The 13,131-nt window shown below is 69.2% G+C and carries 13 protein-coding genes and 3 pseudogenes; 9 read left to right on the top strand and 7 right to left on the bottom strand.

Features of this window, described 5'->3' with window-relative positions; genetic code table 11:
* Positions 1-35: 35 nt before the first annotated feature.
* A complete protein-coding gene (locus tag ACFZDJ_RS17765; protein WP_391059991.1) occupies positions 36-794 on the top strand; it encodes a type 1 glutamine amidotransferase domain-containing protein in 759 nt (252 codons plus the stop codon).
* A gap of 25 nt (positions 795-819) precedes the next feature.
* Here the strand turns inward: ACFZDJ_RS17765 and ACFZDJ_RS17760 are convergent, their stop codons facing one another.
* Positions 820-2,166, bottom strand: coding sequence for an NAD(P)/FAD-dependent oxidoreductase (locus ACFZDJ_RS17760; RefSeq protein ID WP_168514500.1), 1,347 nt, complete (start codon positions 2,164-2,166; stop codon positions 820-822).
* A 229-nt stretch (positions 2,167-2,395) separates the two neighbouring features.
* Here ACFZDJ_RS17760 and ACFZDJ_RS17755 point away from each other — a divergent pair, with 229 nt between their 5' ends.
* The 3 genes from ACFZDJ_RS17755 to ACFZDJ_RS17745 all read left to right on the top strand — a co-directional run bounded on the left by ACFZDJ_RS17755 (position 2,396) and on the right by ACFZDJ_RS17745 (position 4,745).
* Positions 2,396-3,034, top strand: a complete 639-nt coding sequence (locus ACFZDJ_RS17755; RefSeq protein WP_384918304.1) for an HAD family acid phosphatase — start codon at positions 2,396-2,398, stop codon at positions 3,032-3,034.
* A 44-nt stretch (positions 3,035-3,078) separates the two neighbouring features.
* Entirely contained in the window at positions 3,079-3,465 is a 387-nt protein-coding gene (locus ACFZDJ_RS17750; protein WP_168499104.1) for a PPOX class F420-dependent oxidoreductase, read from the top strand.
* A gap of 320 nt (positions 3,466-3,785) precedes the next feature.
* A complete protein-coding gene (locus tag ACFZDJ_RS17745) occupies positions 3,786-4,745 on the top strand; it encodes an SDR family NAD(P)-dependent oxidoreductase (RefSeq protein ID WP_391059988.1) in 960 nt (319 codons plus the stop codon).
* 41 nt (positions 4,746-4,786) lie between these two features.
* Here ACFZDJ_RS17745 and sigJ read toward each other — a convergent pair whose 3' ends face one another.
* The 3 genes from sigJ to ACFZDJ_RS17730 are packed head-to-tail and all read right to left on the bottom strand — an operon-like array spanning position 4,787 to position 6,958.
* Complete coding sequence (sigJ, locus tag ACFZDJ_RS17740) at positions 4,787-5,719, bottom strand: RNA polymerase sigma factor SigJ (RefSeq protein WP_391059986.1); 933 nt, start codon at positions 5,717-5,719, stop codon at positions 4,787-4,789.
* Positions 5,720-5,726: 7 nt separating this feature from the next.
* A complete protein-coding gene (locus tag ACFZDJ_RS17735; RefSeq protein ID WP_391059983.1) occupies positions 5,727-6,536 on the bottom strand; it encodes an NAD(P)H-binding protein in 810 nt (269 codons plus the stop codon).
* On the bottom strand, positions 6,533-6,958 hold the full coding sequence (locus tag ACFZDJ_RS17730) for a hypothetical protein (protein ID WP_391059981.1): 426 nt from the start codon (positions 6,956-6,958) through the stop codon (positions 6,533-6,535). Before ACFZDJ_RS17730 ends, ACFZDJ_RS17735 begins: the two co-directional genes overlap by 4 nt.
* 565 nt (positions 6,959-7,523) lie before the next feature.
* Between ACFZDJ_RS17730 and ACFZDJ_RS17725 the strand changes: the two genes are divergently transcribed.
* From ACFZDJ_RS17725 to ACFZDJ_RS17715, 3 genes are all read left to right on the top strand, one after another.
* The gene (locus ACFZDJ_RS17725) at positions 7,524-8,048 is read left to right on the top strand and encodes a hypothetical protein (protein ID WP_168514508.1); all 525 of its coding nucleotides are present in this window, start codon (positions 7,524-7,526) and stop codon (positions 8,046-8,048) included.
* A 355-nt stretch (positions 8,049-8,403) separates the two neighbouring features.
* Complete coding sequence (locus ACFZDJ_RS17720; protein ID WP_391059979.1) at positions 8,404-9,384, top strand: polysaccharide lyase family 1 protein; 981 nt, start codon at positions 8,404-8,406, stop codon at positions 9,382-9,384.
* 32 nt (positions 9,385-9,416) lie between these two features.
* Positions 9,417-10,223, top strand: coding sequence for a pectate lyase (locus tag ACFZDJ_RS17715; protein ID WP_391059977.1), 807 nt, complete (start codon positions 9,417-9,419; stop codon positions 10,221-10,223).
* Between the two features lie 62 nt (positions 10,224-10,285).
* Here the strand turns inward: ACFZDJ_RS17715 and ACFZDJ_RS17710 are convergent, their stop codons facing one another.
* Positions 10,286-10,711 carry a Zn-ribbon domain-containing OB-fold protein gene (locus ACFZDJ_RS17710; RefSeq protein ID WP_384918331.1) on the bottom strand — a complete coding sequence of 142 codons (426 nt, stop codon included), beginning with the start codon at positions 10,709-10,711 and terminating at the stop codon, positions 10,286-10,288.
* Between the two features lie 134 nt (positions 10,712-10,845).
* Positions 10,846-11,520 carry a TetR family transcriptional regulator gene (locus ACFZDJ_RS17705; protein WP_391060560.1) on the bottom strand — a complete coding sequence of 225 codons (675 nt, stop codon included), beginning with the start codon at positions 11,518-11,520 and terminating at the stop codon, positions 10,846-10,848.
* Between the two features lie 237 nt (positions 11,521-11,757).
* Between ACFZDJ_RS17705 and ACFZDJ_RS17700 the strand changes: the two are divergent.
* Positions 11,758-12,048: pseudogene (locus tag ACFZDJ_RS17700) on the top strand (hypothetical protein); the annotation flags it as partial.
* Positions 12,049-12,178: 130 nt separating this feature from the next.
* Here ACFZDJ_RS17700 and ACFZDJ_RS17695 read toward each other — a convergent pair.
* Positions 12,179-12,715 (bottom strand): annotated as a pseudogene (locus tag ACFZDJ_RS17695) (SDR family NAD(P)-dependent oxidoreductase); the annotation flags it as partial.
* On the opposite strand from ACFZDJ_RS17695, the pseudogene ACFZDJ_RS17690 reads away from it, so the two are divergent.
* Positions 12,707-13,051: pseudogene (locus ACFZDJ_RS17690) on the top strand (LysR family transcriptional regulator); the annotation flags it as partial. The pseudogenes ACFZDJ_RS17695 and ACFZDJ_RS17690 overlap by 9 nt on opposite strands.
* Between the last annotated feature and the right edge of the window lie 80 nt (positions 13,052-13,131).

Genomic DNA, 13,131 nt, shown 5'->3' with positions numbered 1-13,131 from the left:
CCAGTGGCGACCCCGGGGCCTGCCATGATGTGCGCATGCGTGTGCTGATGCCGGTCCCCGACCGCGACTTCGACGTCACCGAAGTAGCCGTTCCCTGGCGGATCCTCACCGACGCGGGACACGAGGTCGTGCTCGCCACCGAGCACGCGGGCACCCGGCCGGCGGCGGACCCGCGGCTGCTGACGGGGGTGCTCTTCGGACAACTGGGCGCCGCCGAGGAGCCCCGGCGCTTCTACGAGCAGCTCACCGGGGCACCGGAGTTCACCACCACTGTCTCCTGGGCCGAGGCCGACGTCATGGAGTACGACGGCCTGCTGCTGCCCGGTGGACACGCACCCGGCATGCGGCAGTACCTCGGCTCGACGGCGCTTCACCAGCAGATCGCCCGCTTCTGGGCCCTCGGGCGGCCCGTCGGCGCGATCTGCCACGGCGTCCTGGTGCTCGCCCGCGCCCGCGACCTGACCACCGGCCGCAGTGTCCTGGCCGACCGACGCACGACCTGCCTGCCCAAATACATGGAACGCACGGCCTACTTCACCACCGCCTGGCGCCTCGGCCGCTACTACCGCACCTATCCGGCGTACGTGGAGGACGAGGTCAGGGCGGCCCTCGCAGACCCGGAAGCGCAGTTCGCACGCGGTCCCCGCACCCTGACCCGGCGCGGTACCGCCGCCGACGACACGGACGCGTTCGTCGTCGAGGACGGCCGCTACCTCTCGGCCCGCTGGCCGGGTGACGCCTACCTCTTCGCCCGTCGCTACCTCGCCCTGCTGAACAGCACCACCGAACGATGACCAGGGCCTGTCCACCCGACGGGCCTCAGCGGCGCATGCGGGCGGCGACCTCCTCCGGCGTCAGGTACCTGTCGGTGTGCTCGAATTCCCGCAGGGTCCCCTTCCGGTCGGCGAGGAAGCCGGTGCGCACGAAGTCGTCGCCCGCCACCGCGTTGAGGAACCAGTTGGTGGCCGTACGGATCCGGGCCGTGCCCGTGCGCAGCGCGTACAGGTGGTATCCACGGGCCACGACCTGCGCGGGCACGCCCTTGAGACCGATACCGAGCGGCTTGGACACCGCGTCGTGGCCGCCGAGGTCGACGACCAGGCCGAGGTCCTTGTGCTTGTACGGCGTCATGGGCTGCCCCCGCAGCACCGCCGCCAGGTTCTTCGCCGCGTGCCGGCCCTGCCGGGCGGCGTGCTGGGCGGTCGGCGGGCAGTAGGAACCGTCGGCCCTGGCCAGGTCGGGCACGGCGGCCGCGTCGCCCAGCGCGAACACCCCGTCCAGGCCCGGCACCTTGAAGTCCGGCTCGGTGAGGACCCGGCCGCGTACGGTCTCCGCGCCCAGCGAGTCGACCAGCGGACTCGCCGCGACACCGGCGGTCCACACCAGCGTCCGTGACGGCAGTACCCGGCCGTCCGTGAGGGTGATCTTGCCCTCCGTGACCGAGGCGACGGTCGTCTTGAGGGAGATCTCCAGTCCGCGCTCGCTCAGCAGGCGCAGCGCACTCGCCCCGAGCTTGTCACCGAGCTCCGGGAGCAGCTTGGGGGCGACGTCCACCAGGTGCCACTTGATGAGCCCGGGATCCAGTCGCGGGTGGTAGCGCTTCGACGCGGCGGTGGTCAGGCGCTGCAGGCAGGCCGCGGTCTCGGCGCCCGCGTATCCGCCGCCGACCACGACGAACTGCAGCCGCGCCGCCCGCTCGTCCTCGTCCGACGTGGCCGCAGCCAGGTCGAGTTGGGCGATCACATGGTCACGCAGATACACCGCCTGGGCGAGCGTCTTCATCCCGCGCGCCTCGTCGAGCAGACCGGGGATGTCGAAGGTGCGGGTCACGCTGCCCGGGGTGAGCAGCAAGTAGTCGTACGACAGATCGACGAACTCCCCCGTGATCTTGCGTACGACGCACCTCTTGGACGCGGGATCCACGCCGATCACCCCGCCCGGCAGGAACGTCGTGCGGCGCAGGATCCGGCGCAGCGAGGGAGCCACGGACTGCGGGGTGACGACACCGGCGGCGACGTGCGGCAGCAGCGGCAGATAGAGCTGATAGTCGGTGGGGCTGACCAGGGTGATCCGGGCGTCACCCGGCTGAAGTGCGTGCTCGAGCCCGCGTGCGCACTCGACGCCGGCGAACCCGCCGCCGACGATCACGATGTTCGGTGCGTCCATCTCAGCTGCCTCTCTCCGTGTGCCGACATCGCGGCCCGCCGCCCGCGAGCCCAGGCTCACACGGGATGACCCCGTATGCCACCCCGCGTCGGAGGGGAGGACAGCGGCTACGAGTTCTTCTACCGATCAGTAACTTCCTCTTCCCTTCTCGTACATCCTTAGGCACGATCATCTGTCCAGCGGCGAAGGTCGAGGAACCTCGCCGCTCCGACGTGAAAAGGGGACGAGCATGACAGGACGCGGTGTGGGGCGCCGGATCGGCGCGGTCTCGGCGGTCGTGGCGCTGGGTATCGGGGGGACGGTCACCGCTGCGGGGACCGCCGCCGCGGCTCCGGCCCGGACGGCGGTGAGCGCGACGGCGACGACGGCCGCGGTCGACTACGCCACCTGGCAGAGCGACGTCAAGGCGGTCATCGACCAGGCACGGCCCTACGTCGAGCAGCGCACCGCGAACGCCGCAGGGCAGAAGCTGGCCCTCGTCTTCGACATCGACAACACCACGCTGGAGACGGACTTCCACCCGTGGTACGAGCTGCCGACCCCGGCGGTCAAGCCCTCGCTCGACCTCGCCCGCTACGCGCGCTCCCGCGGCGTCGACATCTTCTTCATCAGCGCACGTCCGGGCATCATCTCGTCCTTGACGCAGTGGAACCTGACGAGCGTCGGCTACCCGGTCTCCGGTCTCTACACGCGCGACCTGCCCGATCTGTTCGACGAGGTCAGCACCTACAAGACCAGCAAGCGCGCGGAGATCGAGTCGCTGGGCTACACGATCATCGCCAATGTCGGCAACAACGACTCCGACCTCGTCGGCGGCCACGCCGAGCGCACGTTCAAGCTGCCGGACTACAACGGCCAGCTGTCCTGAACGGGCGGCCTGGACTCCCGGCCGTGACTGCTTAGACTTCCCGCATGGACGAGACGAAGCTGGACGCGCTCGGTTCGAGCAAGTTCCTGCTGATCACGAGCTACCGCAAGAACGGTACGGGGGTGGCGACGCCCGTGTGGGTGGTCCGCGACGGTGCGGCGCTCGGCGCCTGGACCACCGCGGACTCCTGGAAGGTGAAGCGGATCCGCAACCGGGCCGACGTCCTGGTGGGTCCGTGCGACGTGCGCGGCAATCCGACCGGCGAGCAGGTCCCCGCCACGGCGGAGATCCTCGACCCGGCCGCCACCGCGCGCTACCGACAGCTGATCGCCGGCAAGTACGGCATCATCGGCCGTCTCACCCTCTTCGGCAGCCGTCTGCGGCGGGGCACGGACGGCACGGTCGGGATTCGCATCTCCCTGACCACGTGAGGAGGGGGTGAGGGCCCGGCCACCGCCGGGCCCTCACCCCCTCCTGTCCGTGTCACGGTCATGCCCTCGGGACAACTCATCTGTACGGGCGGGAAGTTCATGGAGAACTTCGGCCCCTCGTCCGAGTCGTAGTTCCGGTCCCAGGACAGGATGTGGTTGCTGTCCGGACAGAAGTGGTTGTCCGTTGTGCAGGGCGACCTCGAGCTTGGGTGGGGTTGTCGGGGGCCTGTCGGGGTTGTCGGTGACGTGTAGGTGATCTGTCAGCCGCTGTTGCGACTTTGGAGCCGTCCCGTCGTACTCAGCACCAGGAGCCTGCCCCCATGTCGCCCATATCGTCCATGTCCCGTACCCGGTCATGGGATGTCCGTCGGCTGCCGCGTGCCGACGGCAGCACCTTTCTGATCACCGGCGGCAACGCGGGCATCGGGTATTTCGTCGCCGAGCAACTCGCCGGGACCGGGGCCACCGTCGTCCTGGGCAGCCGGGATCCGGCGAAGGCCGAAGCCGCCATGGGCTCGATCCGATCCCGCGTCCGCGGTGCGCGGCTGCGCCATCTTCGGTTGGACCTCGCCGATCTGGCGTCGCTCAGGACCTCGGTGGACTCGCTGGAGACGGAGCGCCTCGACGCGGTGGTCTGCAACGCCGGTGTGGCGCTCGACGAGCCGCCGCGCCGGTGGACCGGGGACGGCAACGAGCTGATGTTCGGGACCAATCATCTCGGGCACTTCGCGCTGACCCGGTGGCTGGCGCCGCTGCTGTCGGCCGCACCGGCGGCCCGCGTCGTGACGGTCGGCAGTTTCGCGGCGCGGTCCGAGCGGCTGGACCTGGACGATCCGCAGTCCGGCAGGGACTACCGGCCGAAGCGCACCTACGGGCGTTCGAAGCTGGCGCAGATGACCTTCGGATTCGAGCTCGACCGCCGTCTGCGGGCGGTCGGCAGCCCGGTGCTGAGTGTGGTGGCTCATCCCGGCGGCGCGCTGGACTCCCTGACCCCTTCCCGGCCGCCGGTGCATGTGCGCAGTGCCGGTGCACGGCTGCGCGGCCTGCCTGCCGGTCTCCTCGTCCAGGGCAAGGAGGCCGGTGCGTGGCCCGCGGTGCGGGCCGTCCTCGACCCCGGGGTGAGAGGAGGGCAGTTGTGGGGGCCGATGGTCTTCGGCCTGCGCGGCGAGCCGCGGCTCGAACCTGTCCGGGACCACTTCGCCGACGCCCGGGTCGCGGCTCGGCTGTGGGATCTCAGCCGCGACCTGACGGGCGTCGAGCCGAGTTTCGAGCCGCGGTAGACCCACGCGAGCAGGACGATCCGGCCGCGCAGCTCCGCTCCTCAGCGGGTTTCGTAGCCGGTCCAGGCGTGGAGCTTGTCGGGGTTGAGGACCATCCACACGTCGGTGATCAGTCCGTCGTGGATGTCCACGGCGAGGACGGCGATCGTGGTGCCGGCGATGCGGACGGTGACACCCGGGGTGCCGTTGACGTCCTCCTCGATGAGTTCCACCTCGGGTTCGTTGCGCATGAGGCCGAGGAAGAGGCGGGCGACCTTGTCCCGGCCGATGATCGGGCGCAGGGCGGCGCGGACCTTGCCGCCTCCGTCGCTGCGTGACTCGACGGCGGGGTCGAGGAGCGCGACGAGGGTGTCGAGGTCGCCGGTCCGGCAGGCGTGGCGGAACGCGGTGACGATCTGGCGGTGTTCGTCCGCGGTACTGCGGCCGGGCCGCTGGTCGGCGACGCGTCGGCGGGCGGAGGAGGCGAGCTGGCGGCAGGCGGCGGGGGTGCGGCCCACGGTGTCGGCGATCTCGGTGAACGGCATGGCGAAGATGTCATGGAGGACGAAGGCCACGCGCTCCGCGGGAGTGAACGAGTCCAGGACCACCAGCATGCCCATACTGACCGACTCGTCGAGGGTGATCCGGTCGGCGGGGTCGGCCCCGCCCTCATCGCCTGCGCTGGTCCACGCGGCACTGTGCCGGACGGGCTCGGGCAGCCACTCACCGGTGTACTGCTCGCGGCGGACGCGGGCCGAGGTGAGGTGGTCGAGGCAGATCCGGGAGGCGACCCGGGTCAGCCAGGCCAGCGGTGCGACGATCGCCTGCTGTTCCTTCTCGGGCAGGCTGTACCAGCGGGCGTAGGTTTCCTGGACCACGTCCTCGGCGTCCTGCAGGGATCCGAGCATGCGGTAGCCGAGGTTGAGCAGGCGGCGGCGTTCGGCCATGAGGCTGCCGAGGGTGGGGTCCTGGGCGGGTCCCGGGGGTGTGGACACGGGGCCGTCATCCTCCCTGGTGGGCGTGGTGGGTGAGCCATTCGTCGAAGGTCTGGCTGCCGCGGGGGCCGGGTCCGGTGGGGAGCAGGCCGTCGCCGGTCATGGCCGTGCCGGTGGCGCCGGGCATCTTCACGGGCAGCAGCAGCCGGCGCTGGTGGCGGGCCCGCAGCAGTCGCCCCGTCATGTCGACGACCTGTTCGACACGTGGTCCGGCGAGTTCGGGGGCCATGCCCTGGGCCGGGCCGGGGACGAGTTGTACGAGGTGCTGCGCGACCTCGCGGGCGGCGACGGGTTGGGTTCGCATCCGGGGTACGACGGCGAGCGGTCCAGGGACCCGGTCGAGGGTCTGCTGGGCGAACTCGTGGAACTGGGTGGCGCGCAGCACCGTCCACGGCGTCCGCCCGCTCGTCAGCACGTTCTCCTGGTGCAGTTTTCCCTGGTAGTAGCCGAGGCCGACCCGGTCGATCCCGACGATCGACAACAGTATGTGGTGGCGGACTCCGACTTGTTCACCGGCGTCCAGGAGGGCGTGGGCGACGCGGTCGAAGAAGGCGATGGCCCTCTTGCCGCTCGTGGTGGTCACGTTGGTGACGTCGATGACCGCCTCCACGCCGGCCAGGGCCGCGTCGAGTCCGGTGCCGGTCACGAGGTCCACCCCTGTGGACCGGGCCAGTACCACCGGGTGGTGCCCGGCCGCCGTCAGCTCCTCGACCACAAACCGTCCCACCAGTCCGGTACCGCCTGCCACCGCCACCCGCATGCCGGGCTCCTCCTTCGCGCTCACGTTGCCGTTGTCGCCGTCGCGGTTGTGGGTCATCGTGCGCGGTCCTGTCGTGCGGGGAGGACGGGGAGCAGCAGCAGCGCCGCGAGCAGGATGAGTGCGGCGAGGAAGACCACGTTGAGGATCTGGTCGCGGGTGTTGTACATGTCGAGGTGCTGGACGTGGTAGCTGAAGTGCAGCACGTTGAAGAGCAGCCACACGGCACCTGTTGTCTGCACCAGCCGCGTGTTGTGCACGGAGCGCAGGGTGATGACGGTCAGGACGGCCAGGGCCAGGAACATGGCTCCGGCGTCCTTGGTGAGGTGTTCGTTGTAGGGGCCCAGCTGGGGCAGCCAGCTCAGTCCGAGGCCGGGGAAGTTCGCGTACCAACTCGTCGGGGAGCAGTAGGCCCAGATGCCTGTGTACAGCCCGGTCACGGCCAGGAGACCGAGACTGGCGTACCTGATTTTCGAGTTCATACCTCTATGACGAGACAGCCCCCTCGAATGTGAGGGGGTTACCCCGCCCGTGTGACGCCGGTCGACGGCGACCGCCCGGGCCGCCACGACGAGGCCCACGACGAGGCCCCTGACGGGGCTCGCGGCGCCGGCACTGCGAAGGAGTCCTCGGGGCATCACCGGGGGCGTTGCCCAGCCGTCTCGCGAGGGCGACGAACTTCTCGTGGCGGGCGGCGACAAGCTCGCCGACGCGCGTCCCTTTGGTGGGGGAGACGCCGACAGAGAGTGGTCGGCTTCACTCCGGACCGACCGTGCGTTCCGCCCCGGGGGCTTCGGGGCCGAGGCCGGATCCGTCGGCCGTTTCCCGCACGCGGTCCCCCGACGCCGAGGCGGCTCCGAAGACGTCCCGCGTTGAACAACCAAGCCGGGGCCATGACTTCATCCGTTGCTGTCAGGCCATAGACAAACCTTCAATCAAGCGTCTCCCGGTCCGGTCAAAGGGTCTACCCGCATAGACGTTCTCAGTGCTGTCATGCGCACGACCGCCCGGAACTCCTGCCGGGCACCACATCGGGAGACCCCCACGATGTCCCGCATATCCCGCCCCCTCATCACCTCCCTGTCCGCCCTCGCTCTCGCCGCCGCCGGCATCACCGTCGCCACCGGCAGCGCCCACGCCGCGACGTGCAGCCAGGCCTACCTCCCCCTGCCGGACCCCGGCTGCCAGCCCGGCGCCCTCAACCCGGACGTCACCCAGTCCACCATCGACTCCACGATCTGTGTCTCCGGCTGGACCGCGACCGTACGGCCCTCCAGCTCGTACACCACCGCCCTGAAGAAGAAGCAGATCGTCGAGTACGGCTACACCGACACCAGCACTTCGGACTACGAGGAAGACCACTTCGTGCCCCTGGAGCTCGGCGGGGCCCCGAAGAGCGAGCTCAACCTCTGGCCCGAGCCGCAGTACGGCACCAAGACCGCGGCCAACAAGGACACCGTCGAGAACAAGCTCAAGAAGGCAGTCTGCGCGGGTACGGTCCCGCTCTCCGACGCCCAGGACGCCATCATCAACGACTGGACCACCGCTCTCTCCGACCTCGGCCTCAGCTGACGCGCCATCCCTCGCGGCGCGGCCGAACAACCTCGCCGGGCCCGATCCCTCCGTGGATCGGGCCCGGCTTCCTTGTGCCACCGACCGGGCGGGGCAGGGGAGTCGACCGGATGTGTTCTGCGCGAAGCGTTGACTAGAAAGCGCTTACCCCTTACGTTTCCCGTTCAGCAGCCTGACCCGCGCCTGACATCTCATATGTGAGACATCAGATCTCCGAGCCGCATCACCTGGGAATGTGCGCACTCCCTGGAGCTGAAGATCCTCGGTGTGAGCGTCATGAGCGCCTCATGCTGTACGCCATGGTGTTCATCGTTCGTGTACATGACCTACGGCACTCCCGAAGGGACGCACCCGCATGCGTACTCGCCCCCCACGAACACGCACCCGCAGACTGACCCTGGCCGCGGTCATCGCGGCCGCCCTGGCCGTCACCACCGCTCTCGTCCTCCCGTCGTCCGCCTCGGCGGCCGACACCTCACCGGTCGGCTTCGGTGCCGGGACCGCCGGCGGCGGGGGAGCCGCCGCCGTCACCGTCTCGACCCTCGACGCCTTCAAGGCGGCCGTCACGGGCGACACCGCCAAGGTGGTGCGCGTGAACGGCCTGATCACGCTCGGTGGCCAGGTCGACATCGGCTCCAACACCACCGTTCTCGGTGTGGGTTCGGCGTCCGGTTTCACCGGCGGCGGACTGCGGCTGAAGAAGGTGACCAATGTGGTCGTCCGCAACCTGAACATCAGCAAGCCGCTCAAGCCGGCCGACGGCATCACCGTGCAGGCGTCGACGAAGGTGTGGATCGACCACAACTCCTTCTCGTCCGACCGTGACCACGGCAAGGACTACTACGACGGTCTGCTCGACATCAATCACGGCTCCGACTACGTCACCGTGTCCTGGAACACCTTCAAAAACCACTACAAGGGCTCGCTCGTCGGCCACAGCGACAGCAACGCGAGCGAGGACACCGGGCATCTGCGGGTGACGTACCACCACAACTGGTTCAACAACGTCAACTCCCGCATCCCCAGCCTGCGCTTCGGCACCGGCCACTTCTACGACAACTACGTCGTCGGGGCCGACACAGCCGTGCACTCCCGCATGGGCGCCCAGATGCTCGTCGAGAACAACGTCTTCCGCGCCACGACGGTCGCCGTCACGACCAACCGCGACAGCGACGTCGACGGATACGCCAACCTGCGCGGCAACGACCTCGGGGGAGCCGCCACCGAGATCTCGCGGGTGGGCACCTTCACCACCCCGCCCTACAGCTACACCGCCGAGCCCGCCTCGAGCGTCGTCGCCTCGGTGACGTCCGGCGCGGGCGCAGGAAAGCTCTGACCGCCCCCACGTTCAGAAGGAGGAATCGGGGCATGACCTCATCAGCACGCCCGCGCGCCCGACGGCGCGCCCTCACCGGCTCCCTGGCCGCAGTCGGCCTGTCGGCTGTCATGATCATGGCAGGCGGTGGCCTGTCTCCGGCGAGTGCCGCCACCTGGCCCACCGCGAACGGCAGTCAGGCGGTCTCGGTCACCATCTCGGTCTCCGGTACCAAGGACTACGGGATGAAGCGGCTCTACGGCACCGGCGACCTGGGCTCCGGCAGTCAGAGCGAGGACCAGGGGCCGATCCTGGAGCTGGCCGCCGGCACCGTTCTGAAGAACGTCATCATCGGCGCCCCCGCCGCGGACGGCATCCACTGCCTGGGCAGCTGCACGCTGCAGAACGTCTGGTGGGAGGACGTCGGCGAGGACGCGGCGACGTTCCTGGGCTCCTCGTCGTCCAACGTCTACACCGTCTCGGGCGGCGGCGCGAAGGAAGCCAGCGACAAGGTGTTCCAGTTCAACGGCGCCGGAACGCTGAACGTCTCGAACTTCGCGGTGCAGACCTTCGGTACGTTCGTCCGCTCGTGCGGCAACTGCAAGACGCAGTACAAGCGGGCGATCAACCTCAACGGGATCGAGGCCACCTACAAGGGAAGCAGGCTCGTCGGCATCAACACCAACTACGGCGACAGCGCGACCCTCAAGGCCATCAAGATCGTCGGGGACTCCAGCAAGAAGATCATCCCCTGCCAGAAGTACATCGGCAACAACACGGGGGCCGAACCGACCACGAACGGGACCGGCCCCGACAGCACGTACTGCAAGTACGCGACGTCCGACATCACGTACGGCTGAGGGTTCTCTCCCGGTGACTGGACGAACTGGCAGCGCGCGCCGGTTCGTTCAGCCGCCCCACGTCAACTCCATCCGCGATAGGGACCGTCGACGAGCTGGAACACCGGCTGGTTGCGCACCGGGTCCTGGGCGGTGGAGAGTTGGACCCGGTCGCCGCTGTGGACGTCGGCGGGCGCGCCCATCACCCGACCGCGCACGGTGAACCCCTCCGCCATCTCGATGAGGGAGACGTTCCGGGCCGCCGGGGTGTTGCGGTGGACGACGGTGGCGTGGCGTACGACGCCGGCCCCCGCGCTCGTCTCCGTCCGCAGGTCGCTGCCCGCGCAGACCGGGCAGAGAAGGCGGTGGTACATCGCCGTCCCGCACCAACGGCACCGCTGGAAGAGGAGAGCGTCCGAGGTCGACGTCCCGTTCGGTGCGGAGTCGCTGCCGAGTATGTCCGTCGCGGGTCCGACGCCCGGATGAAGGGCGATTCCTGAGTGGTACACGTGTCATCTCCCTGCACTGGGCCGGAGTCTGAGGTGCCCGGAGCGCCGCGCACGAGCCACAGGGTATGGCACTGAGTGCCACACGTAAAGGCACTCGGTACCCTCACATGAGGAAGTGGGTGCGATTCGGCGTCTCACTCCCGGCTGAGCGCGGACTCGATCTCCCGTACGACGCGCCACATCGGTGCTCCTCGCCGGGAGATCACGACGACCACGTCCTCCTGCTCCTCGGCCCGTGCGTGACTGTCCCCGGGGGAGCTGCCGAACGAGGCCTGTACGTATCCCAGCGCGTGGTCCACAGCCGTGTCGGGGTCGCTCTGTCCGTCCGAACGCAGCCAGGAGCGCAGGGCGTTGTTGTGCGCGGCGACCACCGCCGCGGCGATGACGTCGGCCTGCAGGGTGCCGTCGGGCCGGCCGGTGAAGCGGTCGCGCAGATACTCCGCGAGGGCGCGCTCGTAGCGCCAGACGACCGACAACTCGTACGCGCGCAGGCCCGGGACCTTCTTGGTGAGGCGGTAGCGCTGCACGGAGAAGGTCGGGTTCTCGGCGTACATGCGCAACACCAGTCGGGCGGCGTCGCACACTCTGCGTACCGGCTCCTCCTCGCCGGTGCCGGCGCCCAGGAACGCCGTCATGTCGGTCAGGCAGCGCTCGTGGTCCGGGAAGACCACGTCTTCCTTGGAGGGAAAGTAGCGGAAGAAGGACCGTCGGCCGACCCCGGCGAGCGTGACGATGTCGTCGACCGTGGTCTGCTCGTACCCGCGCTCCAGGAACAGCTGGAAGGCCGCCGCGACCAGCGCGTCCCGCATGGGCGGCTTCGCCGTCGTCGTGTCGGGGGTGTCGCCGCCGCGGGGTTCCTCGCTCATGGACGGAACCTAGCATCGCGTGGAACGTGTGGCACTCAGTGCACATGAGCGAGGGAACTGAGTTCCCCCGGTGAAGGTGCTGGTCGATCGCGTGCCCGTTGGCATCGGCATCGGCATCGGCATCGGCGCTCGGCCTGACGCGGGCGACTGCGGACCGGCCGCAAGGACAGCGGCAACAGCGCCTACAAGCCCGGCCAGGGCGCCGGTACGGTGACCGCGGCGGATCGCTGCGAGTTCTCCCTGGACGGGACGAACTTCTACGACTGGGTCCGCGTCGACGACCAGAACCTGAAGCCCACCGAAGACGGCAAGGTGCACATCAAGGTGCGCGCGGCGGGCGACGCCGGGTCCTGCACCGCCTCCCTCGCGGCGTACCGCACCCACGGGGCCACCTTCAAGACCTCCGGTGAGCAGGTCTTCCACGACTTCGACAGTGTCAAGGTCAAGCCGGGCGAGACCGACTCCCTCGACCACCCCTTGCGCACCATCCAGAAGGCCGTGGACAAGGCGAAGCCCGGAGCTGTCATCGCCGTACGGCGTCAGGGGGAGTCCGTGCTTCCTCTGCGCAAGCTGTGCACGGCAACACATCCGTCAGCTCGCATCACCATGGCACGACTCCCTTGTCGTCGAACAGCTGGCCGGTAGGGCCGTCGTCGGGCAGAGCCGCCAACCGGATGGCGATCACCGCGCCCTGCTCAGGGGTCTGTGTACCGCTGAACCCGTTGAGGTCGGTGGCCACATAGCAGGGGCAGGCGTTGTTGATCAAGATGTTGGTGTCGCTCAGTTCCTTGGCGTACTGGATGGTGACGGCGTTGAGGTAGGTCTTCGTCGGCGCGTACGCCCCGCTGATTCCTCCGAGGTCGACGCCGTGCGTGGTCTGCAGGGCCAGAGAGCCGACATGGCTGGACTGGTTGACGATCCGCGGGTGCGCCGAGCGGCGCAGCAGCGGCAGCATCGCGTTGGTGACCCGGATGACACCGATGACGTTGGTCTCCACCAGCCGCCGCACGCTCTCGAGGTCGACGGTTGTGGGCTCCTCCGGCCAACCGCCCGCAGCGCCGGCGTTGTTGACCAGCACGTCAAGGCGTCCCGCTCGCTCCTCGATCAGCTGCGCCGCGGCGGTCACGCTCTCGTCATCCTGCCCACCTCTCACTCACTTGCCGGCCGCTCTCATCTCCGGGTGGCCGAGGTCACCGCATTGCCGGGACTCCCGATGGCTCGCTGGCCCGATCCTGGCGGCGGCTACCCGGAAGGACCGGGGGCAGAGGTACGAAACCTGACACAGCTCCTGCAGCTGATCGCGCTCGGCCGTACCACCGTGATCATGCCCGAGTCCGCAGGCGCCGACCTGCGCCGGGATCTCGCCGCCGTGCCGGTCCTGGATGCTCCGCCCGTGACAACGGTGATCGCGTGGCCGTCGCAGAGCCGACTTCGCGCGGTCGCCGACCTGGTCCGCGTAGCAACATGTCTTTGAAAGCCCAGTACCTCGGTACCTGCGGTGCTCGGGGCGCCACTTCCCGGCCGCGTGCGTGCGGCGCGGTCAAGTAGCGCCAT

Source organism: Streptomyces sp. NPDC007896 (assembly GCF_042959425.1).
Classification (GTDB): Bacteria; Actinomycetota; Actinomycetes; order Streptomycetales; family Streptomycetaceae; genus Streptomyces.
The sequence above is the reverse complement of the archived record's forward strand: the minus strand, read 5'-3'. Positions and strand labels throughout refer to the sequence as shown.

What these genes read in the sequence shown, in the direction of transcription:
- ACFZDJ_RS17765 (WP_391059991.1), top strand. Translation starts at nt 36, where the DNA reads ATGCGTGTGCTGATGCCGGTCCCCGACCGCGACTTCGACGTCACCGAA.
- ACFZDJ_RS17760 (WP_168514500.1), bottom strand. Translation starts at nt 2,166, where the DNA reads ATGGACGCACCGAACATCGTGATCGTCGGCGGCGGGTTCGCCGGCGTC.
- ACFZDJ_RS17755 (WP_384918304.1), top strand. Translation starts at nt 2,396, where the DNA reads ATGACAGGACGCGGTGTGGGGCGCCGGATCGGCGCGGTCTCGGCGGTC.
- ACFZDJ_RS17750 (WP_168499104.1), top strand. Translation starts at nt 3,079, where the DNA reads ATGGACGAGACGAAGCTGGACGCGCTCGGTTCGAGCAAGTTCCTGCTG.
- ACFZDJ_RS17745 (WP_391059988.1), top strand. Translation starts at nt 3,786, where the DNA reads ATGTCGCCCATATCGTCCATGTCCCGTACCCGGTCATGGGATGTCCGT.
- ACFZDJ_RS17735 (WP_391059983.1), bottom strand. Translation starts at nt 6,536, where the DNA reads ATGACCCACAACCGCGACGGCGACAACGGCAACGTGAGCGCGAAGGAG.
- ACFZDJ_RS17730 (WP_391059981.1), bottom strand. Translation starts at nt 6,958, where the DNA reads ATGAACTCGAAAATCAGGTACGCCAGTCTCGGTCTCCTGGCCGTGACC.
- ACFZDJ_RS17725 (WP_168514508.1), top strand. Translation starts at nt 7,524, where the DNA reads ATGTCCCGCATATCCCGCCCCCTCATCACCTCCCTGTCCGCCCTCGCT.
- ACFZDJ_RS17720 (WP_391059979.1), top strand. Translation starts at nt 8,404, where the DNA reads ATGCGTACTCGCCCCCCACGAACACGCACCCGCAGACTGACCCTGGCC.
- ACFZDJ_RS17715 (WP_391059977.1), top strand. Translation starts at nt 9,417, where the DNA reads ATGACCTCATCAGCACGCCCGCGCGCCCGACGGCGCGCCCTCACCGGC.
- ACFZDJ_RS17705 (WP_391060560.1), bottom strand. Translation starts at nt 11,520, where the DNA reads ATGCGGGACGCGCTGGTCGCGGCGGCCTTCCAGCTGTTCCTGGAGCGC.